Source organism: Flavobacterium sp. I-STPP5a (genome assembly GCF_009764685.1).
In the GTDB taxonomy this organism is placed as follows: Bacteria; Bacteroidota; Bacteroidia; order Flavobacteriales; family Flavobacteriaceae; genus Flavobacterium.
Genome location: NZ_VHLM01000047.1, coordinates 166,851 through 182,150, shown reverse-complemented (window position 1 = coordinate 182,150; position 15,300 = coordinate 166,851). Strand labels below are relative to the sequence as shown.

The following is a 15,300-nucleotide window of genomic DNA, read 5'->3' as shown; positions in this document are numbered from 1 at the left end:
GGAACTACAGTTCTTCTCAAAAAATAAAGTAAAATGAAAAAAATCATCCTTTCAATGTTGCTCTTGGTTGTGGTTTCAAGCCACAGCCAAGAGTTAAACTTGCCCGTTTTTACGCAATATCTTGCGGATAACCCATTTGTAGTTTCTCCTACTTTTGCCGGTATTGGGGATAACTTGAGGATTCGTGCAAATGGTTTAACGCAATGGGTAGGAATTAAGGGCGCTCCAGATAACCAATCGATTTATGCTGATTTTAGAGTAGCGGATCAATCGGGTGTGGGAGTTTCTATTTACAATGATAGAAATGGAAGCACAATGCAACAAGGTATCAAAGCTTCATTTGCACATCATATAATTTTAGATTATTATTCTAAGCAGTATCTGTCCTTTGGTATCTCATACAACTTAAACACCTTTAAAATTGATGTTGATGCGTTGCAGCCTACCGTTATTGATCCCACGATTAATAACAACAGGTTTGTGGCCAACAACAACTTTGATCTGGGTTTCTTATACCGTAAAAAGGATTATTATGTGAGTTTCAATGCCAGTAACATTTTAAGCAAAGACATTGATCAATTTAGTGGTGTAGAGCCAAGCTTGGTTCGGAATTATCAAGTTTATTCAGGATATGTTTTTAGAAGTAGAACCTACAATAGGTCAGAGTTTGAACCTTCAGTGTATTACCAATATTTTGCCAGTGATAAACGTTCTAGTACGGATCTCAATATAAAATACCGTAAGTACGATCGTAATGACGATTATATTTGGGCAGGTGCTTCTTATAGATTCTTAAACGATCAAATTGGTAAACCCCTTAATGTAGGACCTATGCTAGGATTCAAGAAATCAAATTTTTATTTTGGGTATTCCTATCAATTAATTTTGAACCGTTTGGGGAGCTTTAACTCAGGGACACACGTTGTGACTATAGGGCTTGACTTCCTTCAAGGCGTAAGCGATTGCCCTTGCACGCAGAACCCAATTATTGATTAAACAATTCATAGTAAACATATTCAAAATCCGATTGTACTTACAATCGGATTTTTTTTGTTTTGGTGGCAAGGCTTGCCGCCAAGGTAACTTGTGCGCCTAACCATTTTTGTTTACCATCTTGAATGATAACGTTTTCGTTAGTAACTTAAATAGATTTTCGGTTTTCATCAATTTGTTCCCATCCTAAAAGTACTATATTTGTTTCACCTTGGAATATTAAACCCTAACAACATACACATGAAAACTGTACACGATTTCGATTTTAAAAATAGGAAAGCACTCATTCGAGTAGATTTTAACGTACCTCTTGACGAGCAATTTCAAGTAACCGATACCACTCGTATAGAGGCTGCTAAGCCTACTATTGATGCTATTTTAGCACAAGGAGGCAGCGTAATTTTAATGTCACATTTAGGACGTCCAAAAGGAGTTGAAGCCAAGTATTCATTGCAACATATTGTCCAAACCACTTCTGAAATTTTGGGTGTTGCTGTTCAATTTGCTTCTAACTGTGTAGGCGAAGTGGCGCAAGAGGCGGCAAAAAACTTGCAGCCAGGAGCCGTATTGGTTCTTGAAAATTTACGCTTTCATCCAGAGGAAGAGGCAGGAGACGTAGCCTTTGCAAAAGAATTAGCCAGTCTTGGAGATATTTATGTGAATGATGCATTTGGTACAGCACATAGAGCACATGCTTCTACTACGATCATCGCACAATTTTTTCCAGAGGACAAATGTTTTGGATTGTTGCTTGCCAAAGAAATTGAAAGCTTGAATAAAGTGTTGAAAAACAGCGAGAAACCAGTTACTGCGGTTTTGGGTGGTTCTAAAGTTTCATCTAAAATCACTGTGATCGAAAATATTTTAGATAAAGTAGACCACATGATCATAGGCGGTGGAATGACTTTTACTTTTGTCAAAGCACTAGGAGGTAAAATAGGGAACTCTATTTGCGAAGATGACAAACAAGACTTAGCACTAGAAATTTTGCGTTTAGCTAAAGAAAAAGGCGTTCAAATTCATATTCCTGTTGATGTTATAGCGGCTGATGCTTTTGCAAATGATGCTCAAACGCAAGTGGTGGATGTAAATAATATACCTGATGGATGGCAAGGTCTTGATGCTGGACCTAAATCATTAGAACTTTTTAAAGAAGTGATAATGGAATCTAAAACGATATTGTGGAATGGTCCACTAGGTGTTTTTGAAATGGAAAATTTTGCAAATGGAACCATCACGTTAGGGAATTATATTGCTGAGGCTACTGCCAATGGAGCGTTTTCACTTGTGGGCGGCGGCGACTCTGTAGCCGCAGTGAAGCAATTTGGATTGGAAGACAAAGTAAGTTATGTTTCTACGGGAGGTGGAGCCATGCTCGAGATGCTAGAAGGTAGAGTACTTCCAGGTATTGCAGCCATATTAGAATAAATATTATAACATTAGTTTATTGTAGTAAAACGATCTAGTATTGGCTACATGATACTAATTAGTGACTAGGCCTCAACAACAAAAAATGTTGTTGAGGTTTTTTATTTTTGCGGGTAAATAAGTTGTAGTATCTCATTTTCTTTCTTAAATCAATAGATTTTCCTTATAAATGTATCAATTATTTCATTTTTAACAGTTTTTAAAGACGGTTTTTAGAAAAAACCTATTAAGTTTGTAAATCTAGCTTTGTAATCATTTGAAATATAGGTCTTTGATCGTAAAAATATGAATATAAAAAATACCACAATTGTAATATTTTCTTGGTTTTCGGCCAGCTTGTTTGCGCAAGAAGCCATTGAAACCAAATCAATTTTAAAAATTGAATCTAAAATCTCGTACCTTGATTCCATCAAGAAAACTTTTGTTCGTGATAAAGTTGCTTCTCGCGTAGATAGTTTATGGATGAAAGAACTTACCGATTTGGATTTGTTTTCTTCATTCTCTGAGGATATAAAAAACACGAATCTTGATCTAGCCGTAGACTTTGAGTTACCTACAGATTTACTCAAGAAAAGACTGGCAGCCATGGATGCAAAGTCACCTTTTAATATTGAGTACAATCCGGGATTAGAAAACCTAATCAAATCTTTTTTAAAGAATAGGAAAAAATCCTTTGAACGCCTCATGGCAGTTTCTGAGTATTATTTTCCGCTAATGGAGGAAGCGTTGGCAAAGCAAAATGTCCCACTCGAAATTAAGTATCTTGCAGTGGTTGAGTCCGCCTTAAATCCAAAAGCGGTTTCCCGAATGGGCGCTACAGGATTGTGGCAGTTCATGTACCAAACCGGAAAACAGTACGGTCTTAAAATAGATTCGTATGTAGATGAAAGAAGTGACCCATTGAAATCTAGTAATGCAGCAACACAGTACATGACCAATATGTACAAGATGTTTGGAGATTGGGATTTGGTTTTGGCAGCCTACAACTCTGGACCAGGAAACGTTGCCAAAGCCATCAGACGTTCAGGCGGACAACAGAATTATTGGAATATTCGAAAAAATTTACCCCGAGAAACACAAGGCTATGTACCTGCTTTTTTGGCAACTATGTATATTTATGAATACCATAAAGAACATGGTATTGTTCCTAAAAGGGCCAAGATTAAACACTTTGCTACTGATACGGTAATGATTAAACGTCAAATTTCATTCAAGCAACTATCGGAATTACTGGATGTGACAGTAGCACAGTTACAGGTTTTAAATCCTTCGTATAAGTTAAACGTGGTTCCTTTTTATCACGATCAAACGCATTTTTTAAGATTGCCACAAGAAAAAGTAGCCGTTTTTACGTCGAATGAAGATAAAATATATGCCTACGCACAGTACCAAAAAGATAAAAATGAAAAACCCTTTATGTTAGCAAAAGCTAATGTAGTTAAAGACAGTGTAAAAGCGAATACTGCTATTCTTGCTGCAACCAAAAGCTTGTATCACAAAGTTAAAAAAGGTGACAATTTAGCCAATGTAGCTGAGAAATATGGAGTTACCATTGCCGAGATAAAAAGATGGAATAGGATTAAGGGCAACACTATTGCGTACGGGCGAAGTTTAAAAATTAATACAGATCCTACAGTTGCAAAAGAACTAAAGTTTGAACCTAAAAATGCGGTTTCTAAAAACACAGCATTGGCAGAAAACAAAGTAAATAAAGATGAAAAGGCTGTTGATGCGTCTCACACCGCTATAAGTTATGTAGTTCAAAAAGGTGATAACTTGGGAAGTATTGCTAAAAAGCATGATGTTACTATTGCCGACATTCAAAAATGGAATAGCCTTAGCACAGAGACTGTCCAAAAGGGAGTTGCATTGCAAGTAAGTCCTAAAGAAACGGATGTAAAACAAGATGCAGCAGCAAGTGTACTGCGCAAAGATGTTGAGTATGTTGTATTAAAAGGAGATAATTTAGGTGCAATTGCAACTAAATTTGGCGCCACGGTGCCCGAATTAAAATCATGGAATAATCTGCCTGATAATACGATTACTATAGGAAAATCTCTTATTGTTGCCAAAGATGAAATAGCAATCAATACTGATAAAGCAACTGTAGATTCTTTTAAAACAAAGAAAAATACGTCTGCTGCAAAAACTGCTTCAGAATATTTTGTAAAAAAAGGAGATTCCTTATTTAGTATTTCAAAAAAATATCCGGGTGTAACCATCAATGATTTGAAAAAGTGGAACGGTATTAGTGGTGAAGATATCAAACCAGGTATGAAGTTAAAAATAAACGGATAATACGGCTTTGTTCTTTATATTTGGGTTTTACTAAACAACACCCAACAATGCATCGATTTTATTGTTTCTTCATTTTTGCGGCACTTTCTATGTTTTCTTGTCAAAAGGATAACAGCTCGTTGCCGCGTATCACTACAGGTAAAATCAACACCATATCGGTGATTATTGAAGATCAGTTATGGAATGGCGAGGTGGGGGATACGATCAGGAATAAATTTGCTGCGCCCGTAATAGGTTTGCCGCAGGAAGAACCTCTTTTTAACATCAATCAATATCCAGTTAAACTTTTAGAAGGTTTCATGACCGATACCAGAGCCATTATTGTGGTAAAGAAAACGGAAGAGAATAAATTTGAAATCAAGAAAAATCAATATGCTAGTCCTCAAAATGTTTTTCATATTTCAGGAAGAACAGTAGGTGATATTGTGACAATCATGGAGCAAAATGTACCCCAAATGATCAGGATGATTAAAAATGCTGAAATTGCGGCGAGCCAAAAAATAAACAAACAATCTTTACTGGATCCTAAAATTATTGAGAATAAGTTTCATACGGCTATTCAAGTTCCTACAGGTTATGTGTATGTTTTACAAAAAAGAAATTTTTTGTGGCTCAAAAAAGAATTTATTGGCGGAAACACTAGTCTCTTGCTCTACCAAGTTCCTCTAGAAAAATATAGGAACGATAAAAATTGTAGTGCAAAGGTGATTCAATTGCGTGATTCTATAGGCAGCTTGTATATCAGCGGTAAAGAACCGCATACCAACATGATTACAGAGGAGGCGTATTCTCCTTATTTTTTTAAGACAAAACTCAATAAATACAACGCTTATGAAACTAAGGGAACTTGGCAACTTAATAATGATTTTATGTCAGGTCCTTTTATCAATTATGCAATAGTAGACACTACATACAACCGATTGCTAGTTTTAGAAGGTTTTTGTTATTCACCTTCAAAAGATAAAAGGGATTTAATGCACGAATTAGAGTCCATTATAAAATCGGCACAGATTATAAAAAAGAAGCGTAAATAGCTTTAATTTGCATAAAAAAACGGCACATGACACTACAATGGGAAATTAAAGCCTTTGATGCACTTACAGTTTTTGAGTTATATGATATTTTAAAGTTACGAAGCGAGATCTTTGTAGTTGAGCAAAACTGTGTGTACCTTGACTTAGACGGTAAAGATAAAGTAGCCTTACACCTTATAGGCGTTTATGACGGAAAAATAGTGGCTCATTCTAGATTGTTTCAACCCGGAATAAGTTTTGATTTTGCCTCAATAGGTAGGGTTACTATTCATGCCAATTACCGTGATCGCAAATGGGGACATGACCTGATGCGAGAGGCTATTGAGGGCATAGCGAAACATTTTGGCGAAAGCCAAATCACAATAGGAGCCCAGTTGTACCTAAAAAAGTTTTACGAAAGCCACGGTTTTGTACAAACCAGTGAGATGTATCTTGAAGATGATATCCCACACATAGAAATGCAAAAACAGTAAGTTACATTTTTAAGATCGTTTTGTAGGCAGCGGCATCGTTTAAAAGTGTCGTTGCTTTCTTGATTTCGATGTTGTTTTTGGTGTAATATTGATACAAACCTTCTTGGTATTGAAAACGTTTGATAATTTCATCAACCATTAAGCCCTTGATTTCTTTTTGATGTTTGTCTAGCAATGCATTTTCAGATTTTTGCAAGGTGGTCAATAATTGCTGGTACTCTACTTGAATGGATTCGTCTAACTTTTCTTTTTTGGCTACAGCCAAAGTATTTTTCAAAGCCACTTCGGTTTCTGTATCAAAGGAGAATTTTTGAGCTTTTAAATAATTTTTAAAGTCGGCATAATCAGCATCACTGATCACCGGAATTTGATTTCCTATAGATTGGTTTTTGTAATAATAACTGGTTACGTAGTTAAAGATTCCGTCGTTGCGAAGCAAGGCGTTTGTGATAGGACTAGATTTGGTTTCTTCTAAAACTACATCAGGTTGAATACCTCCGCCGTCATACACAGTTCTTCCTTTACGGGTTTTAAAAGCGTTAAAGTTCTTCTCTTCGGTCTTTAAAGCCATTCCGTTTTTGTCTTTTTTAGAATAATCCAATGCTTGAATGCATCTTCCAGAAGGAGTATAGTAGCGCGAAATGGTTACTTTGAGTTGGGTTCCATAAGTTAAATCAACAGGACGCTGTACCAATCCTTTCCCAAAACTACGACTTCCTACCACTACCGCTCGATCTAGGTCCTGTAACGCACCTGCAACAATTTCTGAAGCGGAGGCACTACGGCCGTTTACCAAAACAATCAAAGGTATGTCCAAGTCTGCAGGTTCTCTGGTGGTTTTATACGTGGTATTGTGTTTTTCAATTTTAGACTTTGTAGTTACAATAGTCTCGTTTTTGGCTACAAATAAATTGCAAATATTTACGGCTTCGTTCAGTAACCCGCCTGGATTGTCTCTTACATCCAGAATAATGCGTTCAGCACCTTCTTTTTTGAGTTGTTCTAGTGCTTCTTTGGTTTCAAAAGAGGCTTTTTTGTTAAAATGAGACAAGACAATGTAACCCGTTTTATCATCTATTTTTGCAAAAAATGGTACCGATTTAATTTCTACTTCATCTAGTACAATTTGTGTGGTATTCGGTTTGCCTTGTCTGAGGTATTTTACTGTGATTTTGGTATTTTTAGACCCCTTGAGTAATTGCGAGGCATCATCCTTGAAATCTGATAAAAGCACATCACCTATTTGAATGATCTCATCACCTGCTTTTAAACCGGCTTTGTCAGCAGGGAAATTTTTATACGGTTCTTTTATGATTAATTTGTCTTCTTTGCGGGTAAGTACGGCACCTATTCCGGTATATTCACCCGTATTGTTGATTTTAAACTTCACAACATCCTGCTCGTTAAAATAGACCGTGTACGGATCTAAGTTAGCCAACATGGCCTTAATGGCTTTGTCCATTAACTCGCCTGGATTAGTCTCATCTACATAATTGCGGTTCAATTCTTTGAAAAGCGTGGTAAAGATTTCGATTTGTTTGGCAATTTCGAAGAAATCATCTTTGAAACTGCTTCCAATGAATAAAAATGCCGAAGCAACAACGGGTAATATGAATTTTTTTTTGAGGAAAGAATACATGTTTTTATATTTTTTTTGACTTAAATCGTTTTCTAATAAAGTAACCTAAAGCAATCATAATGAGGATAAACGGCCAAATGCTGAGTAAATTGATAAACAAACTCGAAAGACTATTGAACCCTGATTTGATGGCAGTCCAAATTTTTGTTCCATATGATTCAGTAGCGCCACTAGCTTCGGCAATAGATCTATAAAATTCTACAGTGATGGTGCTATAAGAAACTTGATTTTGCATGTAGTTCAATTGCCCTTCTTTGGCTTCAATCTCTTCGCGAATAGCCGAAAGTTGTTTTTCAATTTCTAGCATTTCGGTAACCTTGTTTGCTTTTTTCAAAAGTTCCAGATATCGGTTTTCTAATACTTTTTTTGCTTTTAATCGGGCATCAAGGTCTATAAATTCAGCAGTGACATCCTGTGAAGTTATTTCTTTAGTGTCAAAATACGCAACTCCTTTTGAAATGGAAGCTATAAAAACATCAAAGTTTTGGCTTGGTACACGAACCGTTAGATTTCTAAAAACCGACTCGTAATCTTTGCCTTCATTGTCGTTTTGGATCGTTGCTTTACTATTTTTTACTGCATTTTGTATTTGGGCATATGTAGCTTCTAAATCATTGGTTTCAAAACGAAGGTTACCTGTTTTGATGATTTTTTGTTCTGTTTTTTCTTTTTCAGGCGAGTCCATTTTATCAGCACTGTAGTTGCCATTTTGTCCAGATTCTCTTTTTGCGGGAAGTTTAACAGCTGTGATTTTCATATCTAATTCAGCTTCTTCTTTTTTACAACTCCCCAAACACAAGAGTACAAGAATAAATAAGAGTATTGACTTCATAAATAGGTTGTTTTAATGCTAAAAATACAAAAAATAGAATTGCTACTCTTCTTTTTTTATTTGTAGCAAAAACTTTTCAAACAATTGAACAGTTTTAGTATTGATTTCTTGGTAAGTCAACCGGTCTTTGGTTTGATAAAAAAACATGAAGGAATACGGTTGATCAAGATTATCAAGCAACAAATGTTTATTTAGACGATAGGTTTCGCGCAGTACGCGTTTGAAATAATTGCGGTCTACAGCTTTTTTAAAATTCTTTTTAGATACGGAAACGCCTATTTTTATTTTTTCACTTTCGCCAAAAGTACCTGCTTTGTATACCAATCGCAACGGATATTTGGATACGGATTTACCCTCAGTAAATAATAGACCAATGGTTATTTTGCTTTTTAGTTTTTCGGTTTTAGGGTACTTGAAATTCATATATAGGGAACGTATTTTGGATAGCAAAGGTACAATTAAAGCTGTTTTTTGCGACTTATTCTAGATGAAATACCGCTAAAAATATATTTATTACTTTTGCAGAAATTTTTGAAGCATGCAAAAAATAATTTCGTACCCTATATCTGTTGTTTATTATTTCTGTTTTAGTCTGACATTACTTGTTTTTCATCCTATTCAATGGGTTTGTTTCAACGTTTTTGGCTACCAAGCGCATAAAAAGAGTGTGGATTATTTAAATTTTTGCTTGGTAAAATGCACTAATTTGCTTGGAACTACGTACACTTTTACAAATAGAGATATCATCCCAAAGGATGTACCCTTGATTTTTGTGTGCAACCATCAAAGTATGTACGATATTATTGCAATGATTTGGTATTTTAGACGTTTTCATTGTAAATTTGTGAGTAAGAAAGAATTAGGTAAAGGAATACCAAGTGTATCCTATAATTTACGCCATGGAGGTTCTGTACTTATTGATAGAAAAGATCCCAAACAAGCTATCCCTGCCATAAGAAGTTTATCAGAGTATATAGAAAAGCACAAGCGTTCTGCGGTTATTTTTCCAGAAGGAACCCGAAGTAAAACAGGGAAACCAAAAGAGTTCTCACTAACAGGATTAAAAATGCTGTGCAAGAATGCCCCATCGGCCTACGTAGTTCCGGTAAGCATTAACAACTCTTGGAAAATGGTAAAATTTGGTTTTTTTCCCGTTGGTTTAGGAAATCATCTTACCTTTGTAGTGCACGAACCGCTTGCTGTAAGCGAATATGATTTTGCTGATTTGATGGTGAAAACCGAAACAGCCGTTGTGAATGGAATAAAAATTTAATTTATATAAAATGTCAATAAAAAACATTCGATTAGAAGTAATGCAGTTTTTAGAGAAAAACGTAGATAGCTTTGTCGATCAGTATCTTATTCCTGTAGAGAAGATATGGCAACCCACAGATTTTTTGCCAGATTCCCAGAGCGATACTTTTTTTGATGAAGTAAAAGAACTACGTGAAATTGCTAAAGATTTGCCTTATGATTTCTGGGTAACACTAGTTGGTGATACCATTACAGAGGAAGCGTTGCCTACCTATGAGTCTTGGCTTATGGATGTAGAAGGAATAGATAATGTGGAGCGTAACGGATGGTCTAAATGGATCAGACAATGGACAGGTGAGGAAAACCGTCATGGTGATTTATTAAACAAGTACTTATACTTATCCGGTCGTGTAAACATGCGCGAAGTAGAAATGACTACACAGCACTTGATCAATGATGGTTTTGATATTGGTACTGGTAGAGATCCTTACAAAAACTTTATCTACACTAGTTTTCAAGAACTAGCTACCTATGTTTCACATAACAGAGTAGCTCAAATAGCTAAAAAATACGGAGACAACAAACTTTCTAAAATGTGCAAAATGATTGCAGGCGATGAAATGCGTCACCATCATGCATATAGTGAGTTTGTAAACCGAATTTTCCAAATTGACCCAAGCGAAATGATGCTTGCTTTTCAATACATGATGAAAGCAAAAATTGTGATGCCGGCTCATTTCTTGAGAGAATCTGGTGAAAAAATAAGTACCGCTTTTGAACAGTTTTCTGATTCTGCACAGCGTATTGGGGTGTATACCGCAGTAGACTATGTTGAAATTATGCGAAAATTAATTGACAAGTGGGAAATTGATAAAATAGGTGGTTTAACAGATGAAGCTGAAAAAGCACGTGACTATTTGATGAAATTGCCTTCTAGAATGGCTAAAATCTCTGAGCGTTTGGTAATTCCTCAAGAATCTCACATTTTCAAATGGGTTGAGCCAGCCTTAATACGCTAATTAATCCTACGAATACCCAATATAAATGTTGGATTTTAAAGTTTTAAAGCTTTAAAGTTCAACATTTTTTTTAAAAACAAAAGATACAATGACAAATCCTGATTTGATAAACAAGACGATTCTTTTTGTAAAAGAAGAATTAAAAAATGCCGAGGGCGGACACGATTGGTTTCATATCGAAAGAGTGTTTAAAAATACAGTGCTAATTGCTAGCATGGAAACTTGTGATAGTACTGTTGCCCAGCTTGGTGCGTTGCTGCATGATATTGCCGATAGTAAATTTCACGATGGGGATGAAACGGTAGGGCCTAGAGTTGCTCGAAAATTTCTAGAATCGGAACATGTTGACGAGGAAATTATTATGCACGTGGTTCAAATTATTGAAAACATCTCCTTTAAAGGTGGTAATGTTGAACGAAAGTTTTCCTCAATTGAACTAGATGTGGTTCAGGACGCGGATCGTTTAGACGCCATTGGAGCCATAGGAATTGCCAGAGCATTCAATTATGGAGGTTTTAAAAATAGAGCGTTGTATGACCCTGAAATAGCTCCAAACACCAGCATGACGAAGGAAGAATACAAAAAGAATAATGCTCCTACAATAAATCATTTCTACGAAAAGCTTTTGCTCTTAAAAGATAAAATGAATACCGAAACGGGAAAGAAGATAGCGCATGAAAGACACCAATACATGGAAGGTTTTCTAGCTCAGTTTTATGTAGAATGGGAAGGGGAGAAGTAAGTTAGCAGTGTACAGTATACAGTTTGCAGTTTGCTGTTTTTGAGATTGTTATCATTCAAAAAAAATGTAATTAGGACTTGCAATATATGCGTCCTACCAATTCATCCAGCTGTGTTTTGACAAATGCTGGTTTTAAACTTTAAAACCAGCATTTGTTATCAAAAATTTTATGCTGAAATCCCTTTTTCTTTCATTTCTAGAATCACATCCGATGCGTTTTTAAAGGTAGGTGCTTGCTCAATGATTGTGCCGACTCTTTTTTTATTGAGTTTAAACGTAATGTCGTTTTCTGTGGTGAAGAGTAAAGCCGTTAAAAAAGGGTTGTTCATATACGGAGCCAATACAATAAACGCCTCGTCAAGGGTATGGAAACTTTCTATTTCTTCGGTTTTGTAGCGCGCCGTTATGGACATACAAAACACATCGTTTTCTTGTAGAACAGGACGCACATAAATATTTTTCAATTCTGTATCACCAATGGTTTTGGCTAGGGTTAACTTTGCATACGTATAGTTATCGATACTTTCTTTTACTTTTTCCCAGAACAGATCAAATACAGGTTGGAAGGACATAATTAGAATTTAAAGAGTGAAATAATCACAAATGAAATGCAAAACTAAGCCTTGTGCGGCAAACAAATCCTTTTTGTGAAAAAAATTATTTAAAACAAGGTGTGTTTAAACTAAAAAGAGAACCAATCTGGTTCTCTCTTATTTTTATTTTCCAGTAAAAACTGCTTTTCTTTTCTCTAAGAAAGCCGTTGTTCCTTCTTTAAAATCTTCAGTTCCAAAACATTTCCCAAAGGATTTGATCTCTGTTTCGTATCCATTTTTACCTTCTTTGAAGTTAGCATTAACCGCTTTTATGGCTTTGCCAATAGCGTATGGAGAGTTCTTAATGATCTTATTGGCGATATTGGTACAAAATTCTATTAGTTCGTTTTCTGGAACCACATGGTTTACCAGTCCTATTCTATAAGCTTCATCTGCAGTAACCATTCCGGCAGTCATAATCATTTCCATAGCACGTCCTTTTCCTACTAGTTGTGGTAGGCGTTGTGTTCCTCCGTATCCAGGGATCACTCCTAGCGATACTTCTGGTAATCCCATCTTGGCATTTGCAGAGGCTACTCTAAAATGACAGGCCATGGCCAATTCTAATCCGCCGCCTAGCGCAAAACCATTTACGGCTGCAATAACAGGTGTTTTTAAATTTTCGATAAAATCAAATAATTTTTCTTGACCTTCAGCTGCAAGTTGGGATCCTTGTTCAATGGAGAAATTTGCAAATTCTGAAATATCAGCTCCTGCAACAAAAGCTTTTTCGCCACTCCCTGTTAAAATAATAGCACGAATCTCATTGTTTTTTGACAATAATTTAAAGGCTTTGTTCAAATCAGAAATGGTTGCCACATTCAAAGCATTCAACTTTGTAGGTCTATTGATGGTTAAAGTAGCAATGTTTTCTTGGGTAGTAACCAAAATATTTTCGTAGTTCATAAGTGTTTTTTAAGAGTTTATGATGGGGAGCGACACAATGAATGTGGTTCCTTTGCCAAATTCAGATTCAAAGATAATCGTTCCTTTGTAATTTTCGATAATGTTTTTTATAATTCCAAGACCAAGACCCATCCCGCTACTTTTGGTGGTAAATTTAGGTTCAAAAATCCTATGCGCATCGCTGGCTTGTATTCCTATTCCGTTATCTGATACGGTTATGAGTACGTTATTGTCTTCTTTTTTTATTTTTACAAGTACTTTTTTAAGTTCTTGTTGCTCCGGTATAGATTGAATAGCGTTTTTAGCAAGATTGGTAATAACTCGAATCAATTGTGTACGGTCAATTTTTGAGATAATCTCTGGAGACTCGCTTTGAAATTCAACATAATCTTCATTAAAAATATCCATGGTAAGCTCTACAACTTCAACTACATTCAGGGTTTCATTTTGTTGGGCAGGCATGGAAGCAAAGTTAGAAAAGGCCGAAGCGACCGCACTCATGGTGTCAATTTGCTGAATGAGCGTTTCAGAGTAGTCGTTCATTTTCTGTTTTACATTGGCATCCAATGGGTCAAACTTGCGTTGAAAGCTTTGAACCGTGAGTCTCATTGGCGTAAGCGGATTTTTAATTTCATGGGCTACTTGTTTTGCCATTTCTCTCCAGGCTTCTTCGCGCTCACTTTGTGCTAGTTTGATGGCGCTTTTCTCCAGTTCATCTACCATGGCATTATACGCCTTGATGAGTAAATTAATTTCTTTACTATTGGCCTCCAAAACAATTTTTTCGTTTTTTTGGTTTAAACTGGTTTCACTTAATTTATCCGAAATGGTTTTCAAAGATTTTGTAATGTAAGACGATAAGAAGTACGCTAAAGCAAAGGCCATGAGTAACATAAAAGTATACACCTGACCAAGTCTTACCAAGAAATTTTTAAGTTCATTTTCATAATATCCATCGTCTTCTACATAAGGTAAGTTTAAAATCCCGAGTGGCTTGAATTTATCATCTTTGATTTGGCTAAAAGCCGAACGATTTTTTTTGCCGTCAATGGTTTTAATGTCTACGTACCTTTTTTCAATGGAGGAACGCACCAGTTTCAAAATGTATTTGGGTACTGGTGGCGCTACTTTATCAACCGAAAAAGATTCTTTGGAAGATTTTAATAACTGACCGTTAAGGCTGTAAATATTAATTTCGACATTATGAATGTGTGCCAATTCATGAATTTTATCCTTAAAAATGAGGTCTAGGTTTGCTGCCGTTAAGGGATAAGTAGTGGTTGAGAGAATAAAATTGATGTGCTGTTTAACCGCATTTTCGTTCCGTTCCAGTCGCTCTTGGTGGTATTCTTTGGCTTCGTTTTTAAATTGAATGATCGAAATCGAAGCTAAAATAACGGAGGCCATCAATATCAATACAATCATGGACAGGAAAATCCTAATCCGCAAGGAAAGCATTGCTATTTTGAAGCTTTTGAACATTTTTTTTAGTTTACAGTCTCAGTCTCAGTACCGGTTGGGAACTGAAAATTCAACTATTTTCTTTCTCTAATTTTTTTGTAAAATTGGAAACCCAGCATTAAAATGACAGAGAATAAAATAATCCCAATTACTCCGTAAATCCAATTGAATGCATTTTTTAAAATCACTAAAAATACTACGGCAAAAAGTATAATTGTGGCGCCTTCGTTCCATAATCGCATAATATTAGAGGTGTATCTAACTTCGTTTCTTTGCAATTGATTAAAGATTTGGTGGCATTTAGCATGGTACAAATACAATAAAAACACAAATCCTAGTTTGACATGCATCCAAGGCATTTGGAGCCACGCCCGACCTAAATCGGTGAAAAACAACATCCAAAATGCAAATATACTAGCTAATACTGCCGATGGCCAAGTAATAATGTACCACATGCGGTACGTCATTATTTTGAATTGGTTTTGTAAAATTTCTTTTTCTGGTGAAGGTTTGTCTGCAGCTTCAATTTGGTAAACAAATAGGCGAACAATATTAAAAAGCCCCACAAACCAAGTGATTACAAAGATGAGGTGTAATGATTTTATGTAATTATAGTATTCCATAGTAC

General features: G+C 35.8%; 15 protein-coding genes. 8 read left to right on the top strand and 7 right to left on the bottom strand.

Annotated features, from left to right (window positions below):
• Window positions 1-33: 33 nt before the first annotated feature.
• The 5 genes from FJV36_RS09020 (at window position 34) to FJV36_RS09000 (ending at window position 6,226) form a co-directional block, all read left to right on the top strand.
• Window positions 34-996: a type IX secretion system membrane protein PorP/SprF gene (locus FJV36_RS09020; protein WP_158728169.1), complete on the top strand. Its 963-nt coding sequence runs from the start codon at window positions 34-36 to the stop codon at window positions 994-996.
• A gap of 237 nt (window positions 997-1,233) precedes the next feature.
• Window positions 1,234-2,421, top strand: coding sequence for a phosphoglycerate kinase (gene pgk, locus FJV36_RS09015; RefSeq protein WP_158728168.1), 1,188 nt, complete (start codon window positions 1,234-1,236; stop codon window positions 2,419-2,421).
• A 285-nt stretch (window positions 2,422-2,706) separates the two neighbouring features.
• Window positions 2,707-4,719 (top strand): LysM peptidoglycan-binding domain-containing protein, encoded by a 2,013-nt coding sequence (locus FJV36_RS09010; RefSeq protein ID WP_158981031.1) that lies wholly within the window; start codon window positions 2,707-2,709, stop codon window positions 4,717-4,719.
• A gap of 47 nt (window positions 4,720-4,766) precedes the next feature.
• Complete coding sequence (locus tag FJV36_RS09005; protein WP_158728166.1) at window positions 4,767-5,753, top strand: DUF4837 family protein; 987 nt, start codon at window positions 4,767-4,769, stop codon at window positions 5,751-5,753.
• Between the two features lie 26 nt (window positions 5,754-5,779).
• A complete protein-coding gene (locus FJV36_RS09000; protein ID WP_158728165.1) occupies window positions 5,780-6,226 on the top strand; it encodes a GNAT family N-acetyltransferase in 447 nt (148 codons plus the stop codon).
• A 1-nt stretch (window position 6,227) separates the two neighbouring features.
• On the opposite strand, the gene FJV36_RS08995 is transcribed toward FJV36_RS09000, so the two are convergent.
• Genes FJV36_RS08995 through rnpA form a run of 3 tightly spaced genes read right to left on the bottom strand, consistent with a single transcriptional unit; the run spans window position 6,228 to window position 9,120 of the window.
• The gene (locus tag FJV36_RS08995; protein ID WP_158981029.1) at window positions 6,228-7,865 is read right to left on the bottom strand and encodes a S41 family peptidase; all 1,638 of its coding nucleotides are present in this window, start codon (window positions 7,863-7,865) and stop codon (window positions 6,228-6,230) included.
• Between the two features lie 4 nt (window positions 7,866-7,869).
• A complete protein-coding gene (locus FJV36_RS08990; RefSeq protein ID WP_158728163.1) occupies window positions 7,870-8,697 on the bottom strand; it encodes a DUF4349 domain-containing protein in 828 nt (275 codons plus the stop codon).
• A gap of 42 nt (window positions 8,698-8,739) precedes the next feature.
• Window positions 8,740-9,120 carry a ribonuclease P protein component gene (rnpA, locus tag FJV36_RS08985; RefSeq protein ID WP_158728162.1) on the bottom strand — a complete coding sequence of 127 codons (381 nt, stop codon included), beginning with the start codon at window positions 9,118-9,120 and terminating at the stop codon, window positions 8,740-8,742.
• 115 nt (window positions 9,121-9,235) lie between these two features.
• Between rnpA and FJV36_RS08980 the strand changes: the two genes are divergently transcribed.
• The 3 genes from FJV36_RS08980 (at window position 9,236) to FJV36_RS08970 (ending at window position 11,712) form a co-directional block, all read left to right on the top strand.
• Window positions 9,236-9,970, top strand: coding sequence for a 1-acyl-sn-glycerol-3-phosphate acyltransferase (locus FJV36_RS08980; protein ID WP_158728161.1), 735 nt, complete (start codon window positions 9,236-9,238; stop codon window positions 9,968-9,970).
• A 10-nt stretch (window positions 9,971-9,980) separates the two neighbouring features.
• Complete coding sequence (locus FJV36_RS08975; RefSeq protein ID WP_158981027.1) at window positions 9,981-10,970, top strand: acyl-ACP desaturase; 990 nt, start codon at window positions 9,981-9,983, stop codon at window positions 10,968-10,970.
• A gap of 88 nt (window positions 10,971-11,058) precedes the next feature.
• The gene (locus FJV36_RS08970) at window positions 11,059-11,712 is read left to right on the top strand and encodes an HD domain-containing protein (RefSeq protein WP_158981025.1); all 654 of its coding nucleotides are present in this window, start codon (window positions 11,059-11,061) and stop codon (window positions 11,710-11,712) included.
• 167 nt (window positions 11,713-11,879) lie between these two features.
• On the opposite strand, the gene FJV36_RS08965 is transcribed toward FJV36_RS08970, so the two are convergent.
• From FJV36_RS08965 to FJV36_RS08950, 4 genes are all read right to left on the bottom strand, one after another.
• Complete coding sequence (locus tag FJV36_RS08965; RefSeq protein WP_144893552.1) at window positions 11,880-12,284, bottom strand: hypothetical protein; 405 nt, start codon at window positions 12,282-12,284, stop codon at window positions 11,880-11,882.
• A 144-nt stretch (window positions 12,285-12,428) separates the two neighbouring features.
• A complete protein-coding gene (locus FJV36_RS08960; RefSeq protein WP_158981023.1) occupies window positions 12,429-13,211 on the bottom strand; it encodes an enoyl-CoA hydratase/isomerase family protein in 783 nt (260 codons plus the stop codon).
• Window positions 13,212-13,220: 9 nt separating this feature from the next.
• Complete coding sequence (locus tag FJV36_RS08955; RefSeq protein WP_370514400.1) at window positions 13,221-14,693, bottom strand: PAS domain-containing sensor histidine kinase; 1,473 nt, start codon at window positions 14,691-14,693, stop codon at window positions 13,221-13,223.
• Window positions 14,694-14,746: 53 nt separating this feature from the next.
• A complete protein-coding gene (locus FJV36_RS08950) occupies window positions 14,747-15,295 on the bottom strand; it encodes a CopD family protein (protein WP_158730151.1) in 549 nt (182 codons plus the stop codon).
• Between the last annotated feature and the right edge of the window lie 5 nt (window positions 15,296-15,300).

Excerpts from the sequence above, each read along its gene's own strand:
- rnpA (WP_158728162.1), bottom strand. The coding sequence starts at position 9,120 with ATGAATTTCAAGTACCCTAAAACCGAAAAACTAAAAAGCAAAATAACC.
- FJV36_RS09000 (WP_158728165.1), top strand. The coding sequence starts at position 5,780 with ATGACACTACAATGGGAAATTAAAGCCTTTGATGCACTTACAGTTTTT.
- FJV36_RS09020 (WP_158728169.1), top strand. The coding sequence starts at position 34 with ATGAAAAAAATCATCCTTTCAATGTTGCTCTTGGTTGTGGTTTCAAGC.
- FJV36_RS08975 (WP_158981027.1), top strand. The coding sequence starts at position 9,981 with ATGTCAATAAAAAACATTCGATTAGAAGTAATGCAGTTTTTAGAGAAA.
- FJV36_RS08950 (WP_158730151.1), bottom strand. The coding sequence starts at position 15,295 with ATGGAATACTATAATTACATAAAATCATTACACCTCATCTTTGTAATC.
- FJV36_RS08960 (WP_158981023.1), bottom strand. The coding sequence starts at position 13,211 with ATGAACTACGAAAATATTTTGGTTACTACCCAAGAAAACATTGCTACT.
- FJV36_RS09010 (WP_158981031.1), top strand. The coding sequence starts at position 2,707 with ATGAATATAAAAAATACCACAATTGTAATATTTTCTTGGTTTTCGGCC.
- FJV36_RS08965 (WP_144893552.1), bottom strand. The coding sequence starts at position 12,284 with ATGTCCTTCCAACCTGTATTTGATCTGTTCTGGGAAAAAGTAAAAGAA.
- FJV36_RS08995 (WP_158981029.1), bottom strand. The coding sequence starts at position 7,865 with ATGTATTCTTTCCTCAAAAAAAAATTCATATTACCCGTTGTTGCTTCG.
- pgk (WP_158728168.1), top strand. The coding sequence starts at position 1,234 with ATGAAAACTGTACACGATTTCGATTTTAAAAATAGGAAAGCACTCATT.
- FJV36_RS08970 (WP_158981025.1), top strand. The coding sequence starts at position 11,059 with ATGACAAATCCTGATTTGATAAACAAGACGATTCTTTTTGTAAAAGAA.
- FJV36_RS08980 (WP_158728161.1), top strand. The coding sequence starts at position 9,236 with ATGCAAAAAATAATTTCGTACCCTATATCTGTTGTTTATTATTTCTGT.
- FJV36_RS08955 (WP_370514400.1), bottom strand. The coding sequence starts at position 14,693 with ATGTTCAAAAGCTTCAAAATAGCAATGCTTTCCTTGCGGATTAGGATT.
- FJV36_RS09005 (WP_158728166.1), top strand. The coding sequence starts at position 4,767 with ATGCATCGATTTTATTGTTTCTTCATTTTTGCGGCACTTTCTATGTTT.
- FJV36_RS08990 (WP_158728163.1), bottom strand. The coding sequence starts at position 8,697 with ATGAAGTCAATACTCTTATTTATTCTTGTACTCTTGTGTTTGGGGAGT.